Source organism: Nocardia sp. NPDC004722, from assembly GCF_053601505.1.
In genome coordinates this window covers 1-2754 of sequence record NZ_JBSGBY010000853.1, presented here as the reverse complement: position 1 = coordinate 2754, position 2754 = coordinate 1, and the positions used below count along the sequence as shown (strand labels likewise).

The window sequence follows — 2754 nt, the reverse complement described above, 5'->3', positions numbered from 1 at the left end:
GTCGAGGCCGGTTCCGTTGTCGGGGATGGTGAATCCGGGCTCATTGGCGAACACCTGGTAGCGCAGGCGCTGCGCGGCCTCACGATGCTCGGCATCGGAGGAGACGACCAAGGAGTACTGGGACCGTCCGGACGTGCGAGGCGCTTCCGGGGCGGACTTCGGCGCGGCTGCTAGCAGGCTGGAATTCGACGCTGCCATGGCTGTCATACGCTTGATCAAGCCAGTCCCAGACTGCGCTGGAGCGACCGCCGGATTACCTGCCGATGCCAGTCCGGTGAACGCGACGCAGACCGCACCGGGAGTTCATCCGAGCGCCTCGAAACGTTCCCTACCAGGACAAACGCTCGTATCCTGGCTGGGTACCGGCGGGTCCTGAGGCCCGCCGACGCGTTCGGCGAGCACCCCGCGAAACGTGGAAGAGGCAAGACTACGCCCGCCCCTCACGACCCGCACGGCGGGGTCCACCCCCCGAAACACGAAGCCTCCAAGGCCCGCAGAAACGGTCCGATTCAGTCCCGGAACAGCAGCGCCGAATCCCCGAATTCGTGCCACAGATACCCGGAATCCAACGCCACCCGATACGCCTCCCGCACCACCCGCGGCCCGGCCACGGACTCCAGCAGATGCAGATGCGACGCCCCGGGCGCATGCCAGCCGGTAATCAACCCGTCCACCGCCCGCGCCGGACGCGACCCATCCAGCACCAGATCCGTCCACCCCGCCCGCGCCCGTACGAGCCCATCGGCCCCGCAGGCGGATTCGAGCGCCCGCGTCACCGTCGTCCCCACCGCGACCACCCGCCCGCCCGCCGCATGCGTGGCGTTCACCAGCCGCGCCGTCATCTCCGGCACCGCGAACCGCTCCGCCCCCGGCGGCTCCCCCGCCTCCGGCGACGACACCCCGGTATGCAACGTGATCGGCGCGAACCCCACCCCACCGGCCACCAACTCGGTCACCAGCGCCTCGGTGAAAGGCCGCCCGGCACTGGGCATCTCAGCACTCCCAGGGATCAGCCCGAACACAGTCCGGTAATAGTCCGCCGACCACCGCTCAGCCACATACGAATACGTGATCGGCCGCCCGCGCCGCGCCAGCAGCGCCCGGACGTCCACGCCACGCACCTGCGTCCCCACACCACCCAGGAGCGCACCCCCGCCACCCACGTCCGCGCCCACGCCACTCGCCTCCGCCCCCGTACCTCGCGGCAGCGCACTCGAGTCGGCTGGGACACGCGGCTTCCCGGCAGGGCCGGGCATCGCCCTGCCGTCTGGACCACCGGGCTCGCCCGAGCCGACGATGTCGGCGACCCAGAGGCGCGGTGAGCCGGGCAGCCACTGGTCGCGCAGCAGGGCCGACAGACCGTCCGGGAGATGCACGCGTGCACCGGGCTTCGGCCTCGTCCCCTGCCACGGCACACCGGCCGGGTCGCGCAGTTCCACCACCCACGCGCCATCGTCGAGCCATGTCGAGAAGTGCAGGACCGCGGGATGGCCGTCGTAGTGGGCGTCGACCGCTGCGTTCAGCATGGCGGAGTTGTTGACCACCACCAGGTCTCCCGGCAGCAGGTGGGTCGGCAGTTCTCGGAAGCGGGCGTGGGTGAGGGTTCCGGCGTCGGCGACCATCAGCCGCACCTCGTCGCGGGCCAGGCCGCGGGCCTCGGCTGGGCGGGTGGCCGAGAGGTCGGCGGGGAGCAGGAAGGCGAGCTCTTCCATGCCGAGTGTCATTGCGTCACCTGCATTTCCGATGCCGTGTATCTGCCGCTGGGCGGGCGCGAGTCGAGGAGGTGCAGCAGGGCCGGGACGACGGTTTCCGGTTCGGGGCGGTCGGAGATGTCCTCGCCGGGGAAGGCGGCCTGGTGCATGTCGGTGCGCATGTCGCCGGGGTCGAAGCTGTAGATGCGCAGGGCCGGGTTCTCGGCGGCGAGGACGTTGGTGAGTTGGTCCAAGGCCGCTTTGGAAGCGCCGTAGCCGCCCCAGCCTTCGTAGCCGCCGACGGCAGCGTCCGAACTGATGTCCACGACGGATCCGCCCGAGACGCGGAGCGCGGGGAGGGTTGATTGCAGAATCGCCAGGGGCGCAATCACATTGGTGGCGAGAACGGCCGCGAATTCGTCGATTGGATAGCGGTCCAGGGCGGGCAGCGGGCTGGGTCCCAGGGTGCTGGCGTTGTTGAGCACCAGGTCCAATCCCCCGGCGCCGACCGCCGCCGCGATCCGCTCGCGCACCGCCGGATCGGCGACGTCCCCCGCGATAGCAAGGGCGCGGGTCACGGTCCGGACTCTCTCGAGCCGGTCCGCGCCCCGCGCCACAATGATCAATTCCCACCCTCGCTCGGCGAGCGCCAGTGCGACCGCCCGGCCGAAGCCCGCCGACGCCCCGGTGATCAGGGCTCTTTTCTTGTTTTCAGGCATACCGCCATCGTGAAACCTGAACTTCACTCGAGGTCAAGGAGTTTCTCCCCGAGCGAATCAGGCATTTCCTTCAGGCTCAGGCATTCTCTCGGGCGAAGCTGCGCGACGCGATGACGACCAGCACGATCGTCACGGCCACGGTGACCGCGCTGCCGATATAGACCTCGTGTGCCCCGAAATCGCCGCGGAACAGCGCCCGCGCCGCATCCACGGTGTGCGAGAACGGATTCACCTTGCCGATGTTCTGCAGCCACTTCGGTCCGACCGTGAGCGGTAGCAGAATGCCCGATAGCAGCATGATCGGCACCGATACCGAGTTGAGCAGCAAGGCGAGGGTGTCCTCC

The 2754-nt window shown here is 69.4% G+C and carries 3 protein-coding genes and 1 pseudogene; all 4 read right to left on the bottom strand.

The genetic code is table 11. From position 1 onward, the window contains the following. Positions 1-198: pseudogene (locus ACWELQ_RS42980) on the bottom strand (hypothetical protein); the annotation flags it as partial. Positions 199-509: 311 nt separating this feature from the next. Then, entirely contained in the window at positions 510-1724 is a 1215-nt protein-coding gene (locus tag ACWELQ_RS42975) for an S-adenosylmethionine:tRNA ribosyltransferase-isomerase (RefSeq protein WP_452402731.1), read from the bottom strand. Beyond that, positions 1721-2410, bottom strand: coding sequence for an SDR family NAD(P)-dependent oxidoreductase (locus ACWELQ_RS42970; protein ID WP_452402730.1), 690 nt, complete (start codon positions 2408-2410; stop codon positions 1721-1723). The genes ACWELQ_RS42975 and ACWELQ_RS42970 overlap by 4 nt, the downstream gene beginning before the upstream one ends. Before the next feature lie 76 nt (positions 2411-2486). Then, on the bottom strand, positions 2487-2754 hold a 268-nt coding region (locus ACWELQ_RS42965), incomplete at its 5' end, for an ABC transporter permease (RefSeq protein WP_452402729.1).